Raw genomic sequence first — 19,051 nt, 5'->3', positions numbered from 1 at the left:
GATTATATTTTGCAGACGTAAACAAAGTCATGGATTATAATTAAATCCATGACTTTGTTTTTATTTTTTGAGAAATTAGCTGTCTCTAGTTAAAGGGATTCACAAAGCAGCAATAATCGATCCAGTTCAGCAAGGGTTTTTTCTTTTGATAAAATATACTTACTTTTTATCAGACTGGTAAAAAAGTCATCAAAGGCGGCGACAACGCTGGGTTCATAAATTTCGATTGCTTTAAAGACAAGCTGATTATTTTTGTGGTAATGCAGAATCAGTCGAATGAGATCTTGTTCATTGGAAAACTCGGTGGAGCCATTCATAAAAATCTGCTCATCATCAATGGCATAAAAATCCCGGCGATCGTTGGCTAGATCATCCCGGACCAATCGAACCAGGCGCAAGCACTCGGCAGGAGTTAAAACATGATACACATCTTCAGGAAAGGATACGCTCCCATCCCGCATAAACTGCTCGAGATTTTTTAGCGAAAATACATTTATAATGTTCGGGTTTTCTCTTCTGATGTTGTCGTAATGGTTTACGGCCGCCTCCAGTAAAGGTTTATAATATGGGAAACTCTTATTCATTTTTGCTTCCAGCAGTTCCCTGTCAATATAGTAAGCAAAGCAGGGTAAGGGCTCGACCACGTGTTTCAACTGGCGGACTTTTTCCAGGGTATACACTCGAAATAAATCATCGCTTTCTTCAATATAGGTATGGGATTCGGCAGATAATCGATTAAATTCTACGGTGTATAAATCAATAAAAGCATTATCCTGATACAAAATCGCCTGACTAAAATCAGCAGAGATGGTGATTACCCGTTCTGAAGTGATAATAAAATAAGGAAATAGCGCAGTTAATTGGGCTCCGGTCTGGTTTTGAGGTGATAAATAGTAATAATTAGAACGATAGTTAACATTTTCCAGTAGCGAAAGAGCAATCAAATGACGGAGCGCCGCTAAAGCCTCATTTGGCTCATTGCCAGTGGCGATTTTTCTGATTCCCAGCACATCCTGAAGGTTCAGTTTTTTATTATTACCCATCATTTGCTGGAAAATATAGTCGTAAACCTTTCTTTCGGTATTGGGAATGCATAATTTAATGTCTGGTTTGGCGGCAGAAAAAAGTTCCTGATCAATACTGTTTTCGATAATGTTCAAAACAGCCATTTGACCAGAGAATATCCTGACGTTTTTGCCGGATTCATGATTTTCTAAGACGCTCTTTTTTAGGTCGACTTCTTTTGAAAAGGGAATCTTATATTCAGTGAGTTCGGAAATCATCTCAATGAGCTCAAAGATCTGCCTCCGGCTATAGCTTATCGTCTCCCCTACCCGGGCAATTTCAAGTAGGGTTGAAAGTTCATCCTGTTCGACTGGAGAAAGCCGCAGTGCCCGACTCATATTGCCGAAAAATTCTGCGGTTGGCAGTCGCTCGCCAGATTTTATACGTTGCAAGGTGGTTCGATTAATGCCACCAATTTCTGCCAACGACTGAACGGTTTCACCACTCTCAATAATTAGTTCTGCAATTCTTTTGCTAAATAAGGTCATTTGTCCTCCCGGGATTTTGATGTAAAATGATGCCCAGATCCGTTATTACTGGTGTTTTATGGGCATTTGAAGTATAGTGTGTCATAATGTTATTGGCTGCGATTCGCTCCTTTGAAAAATATTCTATATTATACTTTATGATTGGGATCTTCATCAGTTCAAGCCAACCATTAAAAACACCATCGATAAAGGCCTGGCGCCACTCTGTGATGCGTTCAATCAGTACACAGCCATGAATCTGCTCTTTTTCAATCACAAGAGAGAAGGTACCATTTTCGAGATGGGGTTCAAAGGGGTAGGTTCGGCATTGAATGGGACGATGGTCTCTCAAGCAACCTTTGGCCAGATGACAATAGATATAATAGTATTTCTTGATTTTAGGGGGTATATTGTACTGTAGATGACTGTGAAGATCGTAATCTGTAACGACTGCACATTGCATATATTCATATTCAAGGGGTAATAGATACATGCCCAATCGCTTGCCGTCGCCGTCGTTCCGGCGGCAACAATGATAGCCACATAATTCACCACAATTACCCGCTATGATCGCTTCATCCATCAAATGATAGGCTTCTATAAAAATTGCTTGATAGTCCATTCTCAGTGATTTTTTATTTTTATCTGTCACGTGTGCTCCTACTCAAAACAAGAGTTTCATAAAAAACCCAGAGCAATGCTGAATAGCTACAGCCGCTCTGGGTTTTAGTTGATCTTATAAAATTGATATTTGATAAAATCCCGACCGCGTCACTATTTCTTGAAATAATCCAATCGTTCCACTACTTTTCCCATGGTTTCCACGAACTTCTTCTGTTTGTCCCGTTCGATTTCGACCACCTTTTCCGGGGCTTTATCAGTGAAACCCTTGTTGGACAGTTTCTGTGTTATGCGATCAATTTCCTGCTGTAATTTCTTTTTCTCAGTTTCCAGACGGGCGATTTCTTTTTCTTTGTCGACCAGCTCGTCCAAATTGATGTAGATTTCCAGATCTTCGACCACGGCGGAGACATAGTTTTCCTGGATTTCAGCTTTGGTAATTGGCAGAATCGTCGATACCGAGGCCAGCTTCTGGAAATAATGGAGGGAGTCCGCCATCAGTGACAGGTGCTCCTGGTTATTGCAAATCAGGAATAATTGCGTCTTTTTCGAATTCGGCACATCCATTTCAGCTCGGATATTCCGGATACTGCGGATCGCGGCCATTAAAAACTCCACCTGCTTTTCATCTTCCGGGAAGACATAGGCTTCATTAAAGTGCGGCCATTGGGCTACCATGATATCGCTAGTTGTGCCTGGCAGGTAGCCGTTGATCTCTTCGGTAATAAAAGGTGTAAAGGGATGGAGTAACCGCAGGATCGTATCCAATACCACTCTCAGGGTGTATTGAGCCGAGATCTTAGTCTGTTCTTCATCGCCGTATAAGCGCGGTTTAACCAGCTCGATATACCAGTCACAGTATTCGTTCCAGGCGAAATCATATATTTTTGAAGCGGCGATGCCCAGTTCATACTTGCTCATATTATGGTTGACTTCCGCAACGATGGTATTCATCCGGCTGAGAATCCATTTGTCGGTGTTCTCCAGATTGGCGATGGCGGTCTCTTTTTTGTCCATAATACCTTCATCAAGATTCATTAGCACAAATCGGGCGGCATTCCAGATCTTGTTCAGGAAATTACGGCTGGATTCTACTTTTTCATCCTGCCAACGGATATCGTTTCCGGCCGAATTACCGGTGATAATGGTAAAGCGCAGGGCATCAGCACTATAGGTTTCGATCAGTTCCAGCGGATCGATACCGTTTCCTAATGACTTGCTCATTTTTCGGCCTTGAGAATCCCGCACCAGACCATGAATATAGACATCTTTAAAGGGTGTTTCGCCCATTTCGAAGAGACCCATAAAGATCATTCGAGCAACCCAGAAGAAGATAATATCATAACCGGTTACCAGCACGGTGGTCGGATAGAATTTTTTCAAATCTTCGGTATTTTCCGGCCATCCCAGTGTCGAGAAAGGCCATAAACCGGAACTGAACCAGGTATCCAGAACATCTTCATCCTGAGTGATATGCGTACTGCCACATTTTAAACAGCTTTCGGGAGCTTCCTTGGAAACAATCATTTCCCCACAATCATCGCAATAATAGGCAGGGATTCGATGTCCCCACCACAATTGCCGTGAAATACACCAGTCTCTGATGTTCTCCAACCAATTGTAGTATATTTTGTTAAAACGCTCGGGAATGAAATCTGTGTCGTGGTTGCGTACTGCATCCAGCGCCGGGCCAGCCAGTGGTTCCATTTTGACAAACCATTGTTCGGAGGTCATGGTTTCCACGGTGGTTGAGCAGCGGTAGCATTCGCCGACATTATGCTGATGTTCTTCAATTTTTTCCAGCAGACCTAAATCTTCCAGATCTTTAACGACCGCTTTGCGACAGTCATAGCGATCCATACCGACATATTTACCGGCCAGCTCGTTCATCGTGCCATCATCGTTAAGCACCCGAATCTGTTCCAGATTATGCCGCAGTCCCACCTCATAGTCATTGGGATCATGGGCAGGAGTCATTTTAACCACCCCGGTTCCAAAGTTCATGTCGACATAGTCGTCGGCAACAATGATGATTTCTTTATCGAGTAAAGGCAGCATCACGGTTTTACCAATCAGGTGAGCATAACGCTCATCTTCCGGATGAACGGCTACGCCACTGTCCCCCAGCATCGTTTCGGGCCGGGTGGTGGCAACCACCAGATAGCTGTCACCCGCGGTTAACGGGTAACGGATGTGCCAGAGATTGCCTTGCTGTTCGGCATATTCCACCTCAGCTTCGGAGAGCGCAGTTTTACAAGTGGTGCACCAGTTGATAATACGGCTACCCTTATAGATCAGTCCTTTTTGATAAAGATTGACAAAGGCTTCGTTAACGGCCTGGCTGCAACCTTCATCCATGGTAAAGCGTTCCCGGCTCCAGTCACAGGAGGCGCCCAGTTTTTTCAGCTGGTCGGTAATCCGGGTTTTGTAAGTTAACGCCCAGTCCCAGGCCCGTTCCAGATAGGCTTCCCGGCCGATGTCCTGTTTGGTTTTTCCTTCTTCTTCGCGGAGCTTATCAACGACCTTGACTTCAGTGGCAATACTGGCGTGGTCCGTTCCTGGCAACCACAGGGCTGAAAAACCATCCATTCGTTTATAGCGGGTCAAGACATCCTGCAGGGTACCATCAAAGGCATGTCCCATATGGAGCTGTCCGGTTATATTGGGAGGGGGCATCACAATGGTAAAGGGTTTGCCGCCGGGATTGACTTCCGGCTTGAAATAGCCCTTTTCCTGCCAACTGGCATAGGTTTTGTCTTCTACTTCTTTGGGATCATATGTTTTTGACATTTCTTTCTTCATGTTTGCACCTGCTCTTCTTAATGGTCTTCAATTTCTTTGATTTTGTAGGGATCCGGTTGCGGTTCAGGAAGCGCTTTTCTGGTGGTATAAACGGCAATCAGGTTCTTACAGAGATCGATTGTTTTACTCATCGATCGTTTTTGCGCTTCCTCCGACATATTTTCGGACATGCGTTTAATGATATATTTATTTTCAAACAAAAAATCAACCATCGAGGTTAAATCTTTGATTTTATCAACTTTGATGGCCATTCCCCCATCAACCAGGTAATCGGCATTTTCTTCTTCCTGGCCAGGATAATAAAAGGGAATGATCATGGGGATGTTTTTAACAATCGCTTCAGTGGTGGTAAGTCCCCCGGGTTTGGAAATAATGGCATCAGACAGATCCATCAGCTCGGAGACATTATTAACAAAACCATGGATTTCCACAATTTTATCATCAGCCGTTTCCCGGGCATATAGGCTTTTGATTTCTTTTTCAATTTTGGCATTGTTGCCGCAGACAACAATAATCCGGATTTTTTCTTTTACCTTTAGCAACGACGAAAAGGCTTTTTCCATTTGTTTGCTGCCCAAACTGCCGGCCATTAGCAAAATGGTGCCGGCCACATCAGAGATCTCTTTTCGTTCAAGATGGTTGTTTTTTAAAAAGGTCTGGCGGATCGGAATGCCATAGGGATAAATGATCTCCTCGGCAACACCTTTGTCAACCATCGTCTGTTTAGTATAATCGCTACCGACAACATAAGCATCAATCATTTTTTTCAGATAGAGGGTATGAATCTTATAGTCCGTAACGATCGACAAAACCGGGACATCAAAAGCATCATGTTCTTTAAGCGTGCCTAATACATTGGTAACAAAAGGGTGGGTGGTAATGATTAAATCCGGTTTACCAGAATTGATCAAGGGCACAATGTCAGGATTCATGACCTTGGTCAAGACCTGAAAAATTCCCTGCTGGAAATGATTCATATTGTTGAATTGATTGTACATTTGCTCATAAAGCTTCGGCACATTCACCACCATTTGCTGATAGCCTTTTGTAATCAGCCGATCCAGGGTAATGTTCGTTTCTTTAAACGCATCATAGACTTCAGTCTGATAGCCGGCTTCGTCAAGCGATTCTTTTAAAGACTGGGCGGCTAAATTATGACCGGCACCGGTTGAAGCTGTAAAAATAAATACTTTTGACATGACGAACCTTAATCTTCGAATTCTTTAGTAAACTTGTAATTTACCCGCATAAGTTTACCACCCATGGCTTCTTCTTTTCTTTTTTCGACAAAGTAGATGCCACCAAAAACCATTAACATCCCTGCTGCAACGGCAGAAAATCCGACGAATATTTTCTTTAACATAAGAATCCTCCATATTTTAATATATTTGTATTACTTTTTCGAATCACTTAGGAAAATGGTTCCTACTTCTTCACCATCAAGAATTTTATACAGAACCTTGACATCTTCCCCGGAGGCGATCACCATGTCGATACCGCAGTCAGTGGCATATTTTGCTGCCCCCAGTTTGGTGATCATGCCGCCAGTTCCCAGACATGAGGCGGTGTTGCCAGCACTTTTCATAATTTCGCTGTCAACGCGATGAACCGTTTGGATTAGTCGGGCTTCGCTATTCACGACCGGATTATCATCGTATAGCCCATCCACGTCGGACAAAATTATCAATAGCTCGGCATCGACCAGGTCGGCTGTCATCGCTGAAAGGATATCATTATCGCCAAAACATTCCTCCTGGATTTCATCTGTGGCAATGCAGTCATTCTCATTGACAATTGGGATGATTCCCCCTTCAATTAGAGCGTTGAAGGTATTCATGGCGTTGTTACGCTTGATCCCATGGTTGAAAACATCTTTGGTCAGCAGAATCTGTCCCACGGTCTGGTGATACTCATCAAAAAATTTATGATAGACCCGCATCAGAAGCCCTTGTCCCACTGAAGCGGCGGCCTGTTTTTCCTTGACGGTTTTCGGTCGCTCTTTCAGCTTCATGCGGTTCATGCCGGCACCGATGGCACCGGACGAGACCAGAACCATTTTTTTACCGCTATTTTCAAGATCCGTCAGAACCCTGGCCAGGATTTCCAGCTTTCGCAGATCCAGGGTTCCGTTGGCATGTGTTACTGAGGTTGTTCCCATTTTAACAACAATGGTTGTAGCGTTTTTTATCTTTTCTCGCATCTAAATCTCCTAAGTTGTGTATCCTAGTTAATTATTATATCAAACAATGAGAAAACATCAAACTTTTTTTAGCTGCATCCGGTGGTGGTACCGCAGTCCAGACATAATTTGCAGGTGCCATTGCGCATCATTCGGTCGCTACCGCAGTGACTGCAGGTTTCGCCGTATAATACTTCGCCAGAAACCTCTTTATTATACTCCTGAGGATTGTTTTCGGTAGTAGTGACACTTTTAACCATGTTTTGTTTGTGCATCAGGGTGAAGTTTTTTGGTTTAACCTGACAATTGGAAAAGTCGCCATGCTCGATATCAATGACCTTGCTGATCAGATCAGAAATTGACGAGGCAAATTTTATGTAAGGATGTCGGGACACAAAACCGGATGGTTCATATTTCTGACCTCTGAGCATCTTTGAAATCTGATCTGGTGGGATATGGTATTGGAGCATGTTGGATATCGATTTTGATAAGGAAGCCAGCAGCCCCTTGACAACTGTTCCCTCCTTGTCGGTCGACACAAATATTTCAGCGATGCCGCCATCTTCATAAAAGCCGATCGTGATATAGAGTTCGATATCACCGATTTTGGCCGCATGGGTGCGACTGAGCCGCATGCCTTCCGGGCGAACCCGGTTTAACGCTTTGGCTGATCCGCCTTTTACCAACGCCAATAATTCGGCATAGGAGTAGTCGTCTAGCACCTTATCATGCTCTTCGGCCATGCCGGAGCTTAATGGTTGGGAGGCTTTGCAGGCATCACGATAAATGGCAATGGCCTTGGTTCCGGTTCGATAGGCTAGCAAATGGATGTTTTCCACATCTTCCACGGATGCATCGTTGGGCAGATTTACTGTTTTTGAAACAGAGCCGCTGATCATCGGGGTAATTGCGGAGACCATTAACACATGACCCATTGGCGAAATAGTGTTGGCGGTATCAAAAATGGGCAAATGTTCGGCTTTAATATGGGGAGCGCCGGCTACCCCTTCATGGAGAAAATAGCCCTGGCTGTCTTTTTCTAGTAAATAAGTCAGGATCTCGCCGATTTCTTTTTCGCTGTAACCCAGATTATAAAGAGCCATTTCCATAACCGGATTGACAATCTCCATCGATCCGCCACCGATCAGTTTTTTAAAGACCACATGATTGTAAAAGGGTTCCACCGAGGTAGCGCCACAGTCCATGGCAAAGGAAATCGTTCCCGTCGGTGCTATGACTGACACCTGGGCGTTGCGATAGCCATAAGCATCGCCAGCTTCTTCGGCCAGTTTCCAGGCATTTTTTAACTGACTGCTGATATCTTTAAAGCCCATTTTCTGAAGCAGTTTATGGTTGATCTTAATCGGTTCATAATGTAATTCTTCGTAGTCGTCGATTCGGGCACCAGCAATGCGACTATGGTTGCGGATGACCCGTTTCATATAGGGTTCATTGATCTGATATTTTGGAAAGGCACCGATTTTGCCAGCCATCAGTCCCGAAACATAGTAGGATGTTCCAGTCATAATACCGGTGATTCCAGCAATCAGATTCCGACTTTCCGCAGAATCATAGGGGTATCCCATGGCTAGCAGCAATGATGCGGCATTGGCAATGCCAAGACCAGTGGTACGGAACAGATAACTTTTTCTAGCAACATCCTTGGTGGGAAATTGGCCATGGTAAATAGAGCCTTCCAAGGCACATTGGATTAATCCCACTAGGTGAATGTACTGATCAAGTTCAAAGCTGTTATCTTCCTGATTGTAAAATTTAAAAATATTAATGGAAGCCAGATTACAAGCCGTATCATCTAAAAAAGCATACTCCGAACAGGGATTGGTGGCATTGATACGATTCATTTTTTCGGTTAGGTTTCCATCTTCACCGCCCGGACAGGTATGCCAGGCATTGAAAATATCGTCGAATTGAATACCCGGATCGGCACATTCCCAGGTGGCCTGATTGAGATGATTCCATAATTCCTGAACCGGTACTTCCCGATCAACCTTATTGTCAACCCGACCGCGCAGTTTTAATTTATGGTCGGGTTCGTTTTTTAGATTTAAGACGGCCTGCATGAATTCAGCATTGAGACGAACGGAGTTGTTGCTGTTTTGGCCGCTGACGGTCTGGTAGGCTTCACCATCCATAGAAATGTCGTAGCCCATCTTCCCCAGGGCACGAACTTTTTGTTCTTCTTTGACCTTCCAGTTGATAAAATTATCAATTTCTGGATGATCAATGTCGACGATAACCATTTTGGCTGCCCTTCGGGTGGTTCCGCCAGATTTAATAGCCCCAGCATTTCGATCCAGTCCCTGGAGAAAACTCATCATCCCCGATGACTGCCCACCACTGGTAAGGCCTTCGTTAGCAGCTCTGAGGCTGGAGAAATTCGTTCCAACACCGGAACCACCTTTGAACAATTTGGTTTCACTGACATAGTGTTCGGAAATAGAATGATCACCTAGCAGCCGATCCCCGATAGATAAGATAAAGCAGGCGCTGGCCTGGGTTCGAGTGTAACGATCTTCTGATTCAAGTACTTGTCCGGTTTTTTCATCGTAATAATATAAGTCATCTTTGGAGCCGGCAATTTGATAGCTTCGCATCAGACCGGTATTAAACCACTGAGGTGAATTGGGCGCCCACATTTGCATCAAGAAGGCGTATACCAATTCATCGTAATAAATTTGCCATTCCTCATCGGTATCGATCAGCCCTTCTTCTTTAATGGCGTCTGTCCAAAAACCGACCAGACGGTCAGCAATTTCGCGCATACTGTGTTCATAACCAAATTGATTGGGAACACCTTTTCTTCGGAAGTACTTCGTGGCGATAATATTACAGGCATTCTGCGAGTAATGCTCAGGGAATTCAAGGTCTTTCATTTCATAAATGGTCGCACCAGTTTTATAGTTTTTTAAAATAACGTCGACAGTCTGCCACTGAAACAGATCATAAACCGTTTTATCCGAATTTTCCAGTTCTTTGGTAAATACCCGCTTAAACAGCTGATTTATTTGATTCAATTCTTTTGTTCCTCCTAAAATTATACATGATATTGGGTTGCACCTCTAATTATAATCATATATATAGTGTTTCACAATGTATTTTTATGTATTTGCTGCGAATTTCAAACAGCCTCTTAGAGCAAATAAAAAGGCTCATGACAGAGCCTTTTATAATAAAGTCTTGTGTTTCTTGTTAATTTGAGTTGTCTAATTTTTCATTTTTACTTTTTGTCCCAGCTTACTTTCTCGTCCCTGAATGATCCGTCCAATGTTTTTACGATGTTGGAATAGACTGAAAAGGCATAAAACGAAAGCAAAAATAACCTCCGCCACGGTTCGGCCAAATAGCAGGGTGAAAACCGGAAGCATGGTCATGCCAACCATGGAAGTCAGGGATACCATTTTCCAGATTGCCAGAACAATTAATCCGATCATAATGGCAATCACGGCAACTTCCCAGTCATAGGTTAGAAACACACCCAGCGATGTTGCGGTGCCCTTGCCGCCACGAAACTGCAGAAAAGCTGGCCAGTTATGACCGGCGACCACGGCAATTCCTCCTAAAACAAGGAAGACTTCGCTAAGATTTAAAACATACCGACCAATGACAATCACCAGACAGCCCTTTAATGCATCAAGAAGAAACACCGGAATAGCAACATTCTTCCCCATCACCCGGAGTACATTCGTTGTTCCCGCATTGCCACTGCCATAGTTGCGCACGTCTTCATTCTTTAAAAATTTCACCAGGATATAGGCAAAATTTAAATTTCCAATTAAATAAGCTGCTACAAAAAAAACAAGTCCAATAATTATCGACATTTCACTACCCCTTTAACACATTAAAATTTAGTTGTTTTGAGTTGTTCAATGAGCGTTCCCAGTTTTTCCAAGACCTCATCATAATGCTCGCGATGGTGAGGAAAACTGCAAGAACTGCAGTTTTTAATACCCTTATCTGTATAAGTAAAATGACCGCCACAGTTACTACCCAAGGCATACAGCGGGCAATAACAAAACAGACAATTAAAGTCCTCTAAATCATCAACCTGATGGCAAGGAAAGTACTCACAGGTGGTATGCTGAAAAAATTTATAATTTGAATCGTCTTTTTTCATTTTTTATACAGCATTCATTCCAGCTTGCAAGGCTTTAACATTAAGATCTTTAAATTGTGCTTTTACATTCTCCGCAATGATCGTTTCCCAATCGATATCGGTTAAGCCCATCGATTTTATGATAGAACCCAGGAGAATCACATTCATGACTTTTGGATTGCCGAGATCTTCAGCCATTTTGGTAGCTGACATCACCCGCAGATTAACCTTGCTTTTTATTTCATCCAGAATATTGTCGGGATAAGTGTTTGCCCCAATGATGACCGAAAGTGGAAAGATCTCAGTATCATTGACGATCATTTTGCCGGTCGGTTTAAGGTACTCGAGGGATCTCAGACCTTCCATTTTTTCAAAAGCCACGACGATGTCAGCACTGCCGATTTCAATTACCGGAGACTGCACATCATCACCATAACGAACTAATGAAGAAACCGAGCCGCCACGTTGACTCATCCCGTGGATTTCGCTCATTTTCACATCAAAACCGGCTTCCATTAATCCTGTTGTTAACAACTTGGCTGCTAAAATGGTGCCCTGACCGCCAACGCCTACTAATACGATATTTTTTGTTTCCATTGTTATCTCACCTCCACTGTAATGGCTTGTTTGGGACAGATCTGCGCACAAACACCACAGCCAACACAGGTCTCTTTAAGAATGCCAGATTTTTTATTGGCTCGGTCAAAGGCCAATGCCGGGCAACCGGACTTCAGGCATTTTTTACAGCCGATGCATTTTTCCACATCGACGGTAGCAACCATTTTAAAGGCCGTCGGGAACTCTTCATTATCCTGGACTGAGAACTTTTTAAGCACACAGGGCCAACGGGTAATAATAACGGCCGGTCCTTCGGTATTCAGACCCCATTCAATGGCTTCCTGGACAATCTGGAGATTATTGGGATCGATGGAAATCAGGTTTTGTACCCCGCAAGCTTTGACCATCGCTTCAATGTCGATCATTGGTGATGCTTCACCCGTTAAATCGTAACCGGTGCCAGGATTTTGCTGGTGACCAGTCATGCCGGTAATGCGGTTATCCAGGATAATGGTCAGAGTATTGCTTTTATTGTAGGTGACGTCCATTAAACTGGTAATGCCAGAATGGAAAAATGTCGAATCGCCGAGAATAGAGACCACTTTTTTAGAATGATCGCCTTTGATGTCAAAGGCTTTTTGAACACCATGACCGGCACTGATGCTGGCACCCATGCAAATCATGGCATCGGTTGCGTTATAGGGGGGCATCAGTCCTAACGAGTAACAGCCAATATCACTGAAGATCATCAGATCTTTTCGTCGTCCCAACTCATAAAAAACGCCGCGATGAGGACATCCGGCACACAGTGCCGGTGGTCGGGGTAATACCATCTCAGGATTTGGCTGAATAATTTTGGCTTCCTCGTTTAAGAGCGCTTTACGGACACGATCGGGGGTCAACTCACCCATGGCGGGCAATTTTTCTTTACCGATACAGTCAATTCCGGCTGCTTTGATTTCTTTTTCCATGATCGGATCATTCTCTTCAAATATATAAAGGGTCTTTTTTCCTTTGGCGAAGGCCGCAATTTTTTCCATCGGTAGTGGGTAACTAAAACCAATTTTTAAATAAGAAACTGTCTTCCCAAACACTTCCTTGGCATAACGATAGGCCACGCCTGATCCGATAATACCAATATCAGCGCCGTTATCTTCAATATAATTAAAAGGTGAGTTATTAGAGTAGCTTTCCAGCCGCTTGAAATTATCCGCCAGCTTAACCTGCATACCACGGGCAAATGCCGGTAGTGGGCAATATTTTCGGATATCTTTTTCGTACGGTTTATCGATTACTTCTTCGCGGTCATAGCAGTCAACAATTGACTTGGAGTGGCAAACCCGGGTAGTCATTCGAAACAACACCGGCATATCGTATGCTTCGCTGACAGCATAAGCTTCTTTGAGCATATCCTTAGCTTCCTGACTATCAGAAGGTTCAAACATACAGACCTTAGCATGACGAGCATAATTGCGGTTATCCTGCTCGTTTTGCGATGAATGCATACCCGGCTCATCAGCAGTTACAAGTACCGCCCCGGCGTTAACTCCCAGGTAGGCAAAGGTAAACAACGGATCAGTTGCAACATTGACACCCACGTGTTTCATCGCACATAAGCTTCTTACCCCACCGATGGATGCTCCGGCAGCAGCTTCCAGGGCGACCTTTTCATTGGGAGCCCATTCAGATACAATTTCCTTATAAATAGCCACATTTTCTAAAATTTCGGTACTTGGTGTTCCCGGGTAGGCTGTGGCAAACTTTACCCCAGCCTCCCATGCCCCTCTTGCGATGGCTTCATTTCCTGTTAATAATAGTTTCATTTTTTTCTTGATGCTCCTCTCATATTTGGTGACAATCATCCATTTTCTGGGTTAAAAATGCCCCGAGAATAATGGAATTTAATTTATTTTCATAAGAATCCGATCGGGATGTTAAAATAATGGGTACCTTGGCACCCATCACAATCCCTCCCAATTGGGCATTACCCAAATGAGTCATTACTTTTATGATTGCATTACCGGTTTCAATATTTGGCATGATAATAACGTCGACATCGCCAGCGACATCCGATTCATAGCCTTTGACCTGGGCTGCTTTTTTGGAGATCAGCAAATCCATCGCTATCGGACCTTCAACCAGCACATCAGCACCGAAATATTGGTGTTGGGATAATTGCTTTAATGCTGCTCCATCGACGGTTGCCGGCATTTTTGGATTAACCTTTTCTTTGGCAGCCAGGCAGCCAACCTTAATCGGAGAAATACCCAGCAGTCGGGAAAAATCGACGGCATTAGCGATAATCCCTTGTTTTTTTTCCAGATCTGGATCAATGATCATTCCGCCATCAGACAAAATCAGAAATTTGTGATAGGACGTGATTCTGACCATCATAATACTGCTCAGGAGACGGCCAACCATCAGACCATCGGCTTTATTGATCACAGCTTTTAGAAAAACTGAGGTATCTACCAGACCCTTCATAATAAAATCAGCCTGTCCCTGGCGAATCAGTGTCACAGCCTTTTCACAGGCCGCCGCCATATCAGCGACGTCGATGATCTCCATCTCACTGATGTCTATGCTTTCGTTACTGCTGATTTCAGTGATCTTTTTTCGACTGCCAACTAGAATTATGCGATTCAGATATAATTCGTTTGCAATGGAAAGGGCTCTTAATAAGTCACTTTCCGCAGCTGCGGCAACAACCAGGGTTCCCTTTTTGCCATGCTTTACAAATTCACCAATGTCATTAAAATCATCAAACATTTTAACCTCATTTTTTTCATATGAAACATTATACACTAATTCAAACCCATAATAAAGAAACAATTTTGTTACAATTAATCCGCAGACAATCACTGACTTTCATTGAACGCCGTAACATAAAATATGTGATAAAAAAAGCTTCCTGATCTATTCTAGCACAGAACGGATCAGGAAGACTATACAAACACGGAGATATTTTTACTTGCAAAAACAGATGCTTTATTTAAGGAACTATTTTCGTTCGTCCAATGGTTCGTAATCCCGTCGCTCGCTGACATTCATATAGGCAGGACGAATAATTTTACCAGCATTGATCAGTTCTTCCAGACGGTGGGCGCTCCAACCGGCAATTCTGGCGATTGCAAAAATCGGGGTAAAGAGTTCCAGCGGTAATCCCAGCATGCTGTAAACAAATCCGCTGTAGAAATCAACATTGGCACTGACACCTTTGTAAATCTTTCTTTCTTCACCGATCACTTCAGGTGCCAGTCGTTCGACCATTGAATAGAGTTCAAACTCATCATGTAAACCCTTCTCTTCCGACAAGCTTCTGACAAATCCTTTAAATACATTTGCCCGCGGATCCGATACTGAATAGATGGCATGACCCATACCGTAAATCAAACCGGCATTGTCAAAGGCTCGTTTATGAAGCAGATCAACCAGATATTGGCGCACTTGTTTTTCGTCGGTCCAATCGTCTAAAGTTTTTTTCATGTCATCAAACATTTCAACCACTTTAATATTGGCCCCACCATGTTTTGGGCCTTTTAACGAACCCAAAGAAGCTGCAATAACCGAATAGGTATCGGTGCCGGAAGAGGAAACCACATGGGTGGTAAAGGTCGAGTTATTCCCGCCGCCATGTTCGGCATGTAGTACCAGTGCAATATCCAGAATCCGTGCTTCAAGCTCCGTATATTGGCTGTCTGGTCTCAGGATATAAAGAATATTCTCGGCCGTTGACAGATCTGGTTGGGGTTGATGAATAAAAAGACTCTGATCATCATGATAATGTTTATAGGTCTGATAGCCATATACCGCCAATAACGGAAATAAGGCAATTAGCTCCAGAGACTGTCTTAAAACATTGGGAATGGATACATCGCTGGCATTTTCATCATATGAAAAGAGCGTTAACACACTTCTGGCTAGGGTATTCATCATATCAGAACTTGGCGCCTTCATGATGATGTCGCGGACAAAGCTGGTTGGCAAGCTCCGATAATTACCGAGAACCTTAGTAAAACTATCCAGCTCCTCCTGATTTGGCTGATCGCCAAACAGTAGTAGATAAACAACTTCTTCAAAACCAAAACGTTTTTCTTTGACGAAGCCATCAACCATTTTTTCAACATCAACTCCACGATAAAAAAGCTTTCCTTCAGTACCGATTTTCTTGCCTTCTTCAAATATATAGGCCTGGATTTCAGATATTTCTGTCAACCCGGTTAATACACCGTTTCCGTCTAAATCCCGCAAACCACGGTTAACTTGATATTTTTTATATAATTCAGGTTCAATGTAGCTATTTTTTACACATAATTCACTATACTCTATAATTTCAGGGGTAATTTCCGAAAAAATACGATTCATCATCAATCTCCTCTATTCTCGCTTATTTTTATATAATTATACCTTAAAACAGCAGCCAAATAAAGTTAATTTATAATTATTTTATGCATTTATGAAAGACAATTATAAATAATCCCTTTTTTCTCTTTACTTTCCGTAAATATGATGAATATTTTTATAAATATGAAAGTTTCGTATTATATCTTTCATTATTTGATTTATATTTTTTATTCTTAGCTTCTCAACTAATGTTAAGATATGTAGGCACTTTTCAATTATAAAAAAAACTTCGACTCAAAAGAGTCGAAGTTTACATTTCATGAAATTGGCAGGGGTATGAGGACTCGAACCTCAGGCACGTGGTTTTGGAGACCACTGCTCTACCAACTGAGCTATACCCCTACAACAGCAACTACTATATTATAATTGCTGGTGAGGTACTTGTCAATAGTTATGTTTTAATATTTTTGTTTATTTATGTATTAATGCAATGCTTAGACTTTTAAGTCTATCTTATATAAATCAAGCAATTCCTGGTTAGCCTCCAGGACAGGATTAACATCTTCTCCAATAAAATCATCTACCTGTTGGGGCGCTCTGCCGACGTAAAGGATGGGATCCAGAAGGGCATCCACATCTTCGGCTTTTAGATTAAACGACGGATCCTTCAGGATTCTGTCAATTAAGTCATTGGGCTTTCCTTCGACTTTAACGGTATGACCTGCTTCCATGGAGAGGACTCTGATTTTTTCATGAAGGTCCTGACGGTCGCCCCCCCGTTTCACACCTTCCATAATAATATTTTCGGTGACCATAAACGGCAGTTCAGCATTGATGTGCTGAAGGATAACCTTGGGATAAACAACCAGGTTTTCAGATATATTCATGGCAATCATCAGGATCGCATCGGTAGCTAAAAAGCCTTCAGGGATACTGATTCGCTTGTTGGCTGAATCATCCAGGGTTCTCTCAAACCATTGCGCCGAGGCAGTCAAAGCTGGATTCAGGGAATTGACAATTATATAACGAGCCAGTGAACAGATCCGTTCTGATCGCATTGGATTTCGTTTGTAAGCCATTGCTGATGAACCGATCTGATTTTTTTCAAAAGGCTCTTCAACCTCTTTTAAATTCTGGAGCAGGCGGATATCGGTAGCAAATTTTGTCAGCGTCTGAGCAATACCGCTTAATACGTTCAGCACCTGAGAATCAAATTTTCGCGAATAAGTTTGTCCGCTGACTGCAAATGATTTTTTGAAACCCATTTTTTCGGCGACCAGATCATCCAAGCGCTTAACTTTTTGATGATCATTATCAAAAAGTTCCATAAAACTTGCCTGCGTGCCGGTGGTTCCTTTCACTCCAAGCAGTTTAACATTATTGATAACGTGATCAAGATCTGATAAATCCATTAACAAATCCTGAATCCATAAACACGCTCGTTTACCGATAGTGGTTAATTGAGCTGGCTGAAAATGAGTAAAGCCTAATGTTGGTAGATCTTTATACTTAGTGGCAAAGTGCGAAAGATGGTTAATCAGATTAATCAGTTGTTTTCGAACATGCATAAGTCCTTCGGTATAAACAATGACGTCGGTATTGTCACCGACATAGGCACTGGTCGCACCGAGGTGGATAATTCCTTTTGCTTTAGGACATTGGGCGCCATAGGTGTGAACATGAGCCATAACATCATGCCGCAGTTCTTTTTCGTTTTTCGCAGCGAGTTCATAATCAATGTTGGTAATGTTTGCTTTAAGCTCAGCAATCTGTTCTTCGGTAATATTAAGACCCAGTTCGTGTTCGGCTTCTGCCAGTGCCACCCATAACTTCCTCCAGTTTTGAAATTTGTTGTCAGCTGAGAAAATATGGAGAATCTCCTTTGACGAATAACGTTCGATTAAAGGGTTTTCATAATATGCTTTCATAATAATTTCCGTTTATTCCTTTCACATTAAATCACTGGTTCGATAAAGTTCAGAATCAATAGAATTCGCTATTTACTTATCGGTTTTGTAGGTTTCATATAATCGAGTGATTTTACTCACCTTATTTTCAATTTCATCGATTGCCAATATGATCCCATTGATTTGAACATTCCCGGTTGCAGTCACAAACCGATTGGGTCTTTTGGTCAGCATCGTATCCATAATAATCTGGCGATCAACTCCGATAACCCCATCGATGGGGCCGGTCATGCCGATATCGGTAATATAGGCGGTTCCGCCTTCCAGAATTCGTTCATCGGCGGTTTGAACATGGGTATGGGTTCCATACACCGTAGTGGCCCAGCCATCCATAAAATAACCAAAGGCAATTTTTTCAGAGGTTGCTTCAGCGTGAAAATCAATTATGACCAGATCAGCAGATTTTTTTAATGTTTCCATTAAAGGTACCATCGTATTAAAAGGGCAAAGCAGGTTGGGCATAAAGATCTGACCGGACAAATTAACGACACAGATTTTTTTTGTCACCGCATTTTTTAATTCACAGGTAAAAAAATCATAACCCTTGCCAGGACATGGCTCTGGATAATTTAGGGGGCGGATAATTTGCGGAAAGTCAGTGATTGTCTCAAGTAATTCCTTTTGCTGCCAGACATGATTGCCCATGGTGATGACATCAATTGGTAAGCTTAGTAATTCTTTGGCGTTTTTTGTTGAGAGGCCATTTCCGCCGGAAGCATTTTCGCCATTGACAATGGTAAAATCAATTTGATGCGCTGCGATTAAATGGGCTAGTTGGTCTTTTATAATTTTTCGTCCGGGTCGGCCATAGACATCACCGAGTATTAATATATTCATAATTTATCCTTCTATCTGATTAAGAAAACTGCTTAAAAAAAGGGGAGATTATCTCCCCTTACTCTTAATGCTGTCGACTATACCGATAAAGCAGTAC

At 42.6% G+C, this 19,051-nt stretch carries 15 protein-coding genes and 1 tRNA gene; all 16 read right to left on the bottom strand.

Going from position 1 to position 19,051, the window contains the following annotated elements; all coding sequences use genetic code 11:
- Positions 1-89: 89 nt before the first annotated feature.
- The 16 genes from Q7J41_RS03955 to Q7J41_RS03880 all read right to left on the bottom strand — a co-directional run bounded on the left by Q7J41_RS03955 (position 90) and on the right by Q7J41_RS03880 (position 18,954).
- Entirely contained in the window at positions 90-1,553 is a 1,464-nt protein-coding gene (locus tag Q7J41_RS03955) for a helix-turn-helix domain-containing protein (protein ID WP_304885449.1), read from the bottom strand.
- Entirely contained in the window at positions 1,540-2,184 is a 645-nt protein-coding gene (locus Q7J41_RS03950) for a hypothetical protein (protein WP_304885447.1), read from the bottom strand. Before Q7J41_RS03950 ends, Q7J41_RS03955 begins: the two co-directional genes overlap by 14 nt.
- A 122-nt stretch (positions 2,185-2,306) precedes the next feature.
- Positions 2,307-4,955, bottom strand: coding sequence for a valine--tRNA ligase (locus Q7J41_RS03945; protein ID WP_304885445.1), 2,649 nt, complete (start codon positions 4,953-4,955; stop codon positions 2,307-2,309).
- A 17-nt stretch (positions 4,956-4,972) separates the two neighbouring features.
- Positions 4,973-6,154, bottom strand: coding sequence for a glycosyltransferase (locus Q7J41_RS03940; protein WP_304885443.1), 1,182 nt, complete (start codon positions 6,152-6,154; stop codon positions 4,973-4,975).
- A gap of 8 nt (positions 6,155-6,162) precedes the next feature.
- Positions 6,163-6,318: a hypothetical protein gene (locus Q7J41_RS03935; protein ID WP_026393187.1), complete on the bottom strand. Its 156-nt coding sequence runs from the start codon at positions 6,316-6,318 to the stop codon at positions 6,163-6,165.
- Positions 6,319-6,348: 30 nt separating this feature from the next.
- On the bottom strand, positions 6,349-7,155 hold the full coding sequence (proB, locus tag Q7J41_RS03930; protein WP_304885441.1) for a glutamate 5-kinase: 807 nt from the start codon (positions 7,153-7,155) through the stop codon (positions 6,349-6,351).
- A 68-nt stretch (positions 7,156-7,223) separates the two neighbouring features.
- Positions 7,224-10,169 (bottom strand): vitamin B12-dependent ribonucleotide reductase, encoded by a 2,946-nt coding sequence (locus Q7J41_RS03925; protein ID WP_304885439.1) that lies wholly within the window; start codon positions 10,167-10,169, stop codon positions 7,224-7,226.
- 189 nt (positions 10,170-10,358) lie between these two features.
- Complete coding sequence (plsY, locus tag Q7J41_RS03920; protein WP_304885437.1) at positions 10,359-10,973, bottom strand: glycerol-3-phosphate 1-O-acyltransferase PlsY; 615 nt, start codon at positions 10,971-10,973, stop codon at positions 10,359-10,361.
- A gap of 20 nt (positions 10,974-10,993) precedes the next feature.
- Positions 10,994-11,269, bottom strand: a complete 276-nt coding sequence (locus Q7J41_RS03915) for a cysteine-rich small domain-containing protein (RefSeq protein ID WP_304885436.1) — start codon at positions 11,267-11,269, stop codon at positions 10,994-10,996.
- Positions 11,270-11,272: 3 nt separating this feature from the next.
- Positions 11,273-11,845 carry an indolepyruvate oxidoreductase subunit beta gene (locus tag Q7J41_RS03910; protein WP_304885434.1) on the bottom strand — a complete coding sequence of 191 codons (573 nt, stop codon included), beginning with the start codon at positions 11,843-11,845 and terminating at the stop codon, positions 11,273-11,275.
- A 2-nt stretch (positions 11,846-11,847) separates the two neighbouring features.
- The gene (iorA, locus tag Q7J41_RS03905; RefSeq protein ID WP_304885432.1) at positions 11,848-13,629 is read right to left on the bottom strand and encodes an indolepyruvate ferredoxin oxidoreductase subunit alpha; all 1,782 of its coding nucleotides are present in this window, start codon (positions 13,627-13,629) and stop codon (positions 11,848-11,850) included.
- A 19-nt stretch (positions 13,630-13,648) separates the two neighbouring features.
- The gene (locus Q7J41_RS03900) at positions 13,649-14,575 is read right to left on the bottom strand and encodes a phosphate acyltransferase (protein WP_304885430.1); all 927 of its coding nucleotides are present in this window, start codon (positions 14,573-14,575) and stop codon (positions 13,649-13,651) included.
- 231 nt (positions 14,576-14,806) lie between these two features.
- A complete protein-coding gene (locus tag Q7J41_RS03895; protein WP_304885428.1) occupies positions 14,807-16,174 on the bottom strand; it encodes a citrate/2-methylcitrate synthase in 1,368 nt (455 codons plus the stop codon).
- 302 nt (positions 16,175-16,476) lie between these two features.
- Positions 16,477-16,552: transfer RNA gene (locus Q7J41_RS03890), tRNA-Trp, on the bottom strand.
- 92 nt (positions 16,553-16,644) lie between these two features.
- On the bottom strand, positions 16,645-18,078 hold the full coding sequence (gene purB, locus Q7J41_RS03885) for an adenylosuccinate lyase (protein ID WP_304885426.1): 1,434 nt from the start codon (positions 18,076-18,078) through the stop codon (positions 16,645-16,647).
- A 72-nt stretch (positions 18,079-18,150) separates the two neighbouring features.
- Positions 18,151-18,954: a TIGR00282 family metallophosphoesterase gene (locus Q7J41_RS03880; protein ID WP_304885424.1), complete on the bottom strand. Its 804-nt coding sequence runs from the start codon at positions 18,952-18,954 to the stop codon at positions 18,151-18,153.
- Positions 18,955-19,051: the final 97 nt, after the last annotated feature.

It is taken from the genome of Acetobacterium sp., assembly GCF_030652775.1.
In the GTDB taxonomy this organism is placed as follows: domain Bacteria; phylum Bacillota; class Clostridia; order Eubacteriales; family Eubacteriaceae; genus Acetobacterium.
This window is presented reverse-complemented; position numbering and strand designations above follow the sequence as displayed.

Coding starts and splice junctions, on each gene's coding strand:
- Q7J41_RS03895 (WP_304885428.1), bottom strand. CDS start 16,174: ATGATGAATCGTATTTTTTCGGAAATTACCCCTGAAATTATAGAGTAT.
- plsY (WP_304885437.1), bottom strand. CDS start 10,973: ATGTCGATAATTATTGGACTTGTTTTTTTTGTAGCAGCTTATTTAATT.
- iorA (WP_304885432.1), bottom strand. CDS start 13,629: ATGAAACTATTATTAACAGGAAATGAAGCCATCGCAAGAGGGGCATGG.
- Q7J41_RS03940 (WP_304885443.1), bottom strand. CDS start 6,154: ATGTCAAAAGTATTTATTTTTACAGCTTCAACCGGTGCCGGTCATAAT.
- Q7J41_RS03945 (WP_304885445.1), bottom strand. CDS start 4,955: ATGAAGAAAGAAATGTCAAAAACATATGATCCCAAAGAAGTAGAAGAC.
- Q7J41_RS03880 (WP_304885424.1), bottom strand. CDS start 18,954: ATGAATATATTAATACTCGGTGATGTCTATGGCCGACCCGGACGAAAA.
- Q7J41_RS03955 (WP_304885449.1), bottom strand. CDS start 1,553: ATGACCTTATTTAGCAAAAGAATTGCAGAACTAATTATTGAGAGTGGT.
- Q7J41_RS03900 (WP_304885430.1), bottom strand. CDS start 14,575: ATGTTTGATGATTTTAATGACATTGGTGAATTTGTAAAGCATGGCAAA.
- Q7J41_RS03915 (WP_304885436.1), bottom strand. CDS start 11,269: ATGAAAAAAGACGATTCAAATTATAAATTTTTTCAGCATACCACCTGT.
- Q7J41_RS03935 (WP_026393187.1), bottom strand. CDS start 6,318: ATGTTAAAGAAAATATTCGTCGGATTTTCTGCCGTTGCAGCAGGGATG.
- purB (WP_304885426.1), bottom strand. CDS start 18,078: ATGAAAGCATATTATGAAAACCCTTTAATCGAACGTTATTCGTCAAAG.
- Q7J41_RS03910 (WP_304885434.1), bottom strand. CDS start 11,845: ATGGAAACAAAAAATATCGTATTAGTAGGCGTTGGCGGTCAGGGCACC.
- proB (WP_304885441.1), bottom strand. CDS start 7,155: ATGCGAGAAAAGATAAAAAACGCTACAACCATTGTTGTTAAAATGGGA.